The sequence below is a fragment of the Psychrobacter sp. GW64-MNA-CIBAN-0177 genome (assembly GCF_040309585.1).
GTDB classification, from domain to species: domain Bacteria; phylum Pseudomonadota; class Gammaproteobacteria; order Pseudomonadales; family Moraxellaceae; genus Psychrobacter; species Psychrobacter okhotskensis.
In genome coordinates this window covers 1-263 of sequence record NZ_JBEOOY010000337.1, presented here as the reverse complement: position 1 = coordinate 263, position 263 = coordinate 1, and the positions used below count along the sequence as shown (strand labels likewise).

At 46.0% G+C, this 263-nt stretch carries 1 protein-coding gene; it reads left to right on the top strand.

What is annotated here, in order from left to right; translation table 11 throughout:
• On the top strand, positions 1 to 263 hold a 263-nt coding region (locus AAEY79_RS15340; protein ID WP_352289378.1), incomplete at both ends, for a DUF2586 family protein.

Below are 263 nucleotides of genomic sequence, written 5' to 3'. Positions count from 1 at the left end.
TTATTGCCATTCAAAACATTAAAAACCGCCGCCTAAACAACAGCACCAGCGGTATTGAGTTTGGTAAGCGCATTATGGGCAAACCGCTACGCGAAATGGCGCGCTCAATTAACATTGGTGCCGACACGTTCCCGGGCTTAATCGACACGCCAAAAGACGACAGCATCAACCTAACGTTTATGAACGCAACCACATTGCAAGTAGTACTCAAGGTTAAGCCAATCAACTCACCCAACACCATCATTGTTGGCATCATGTTAGAT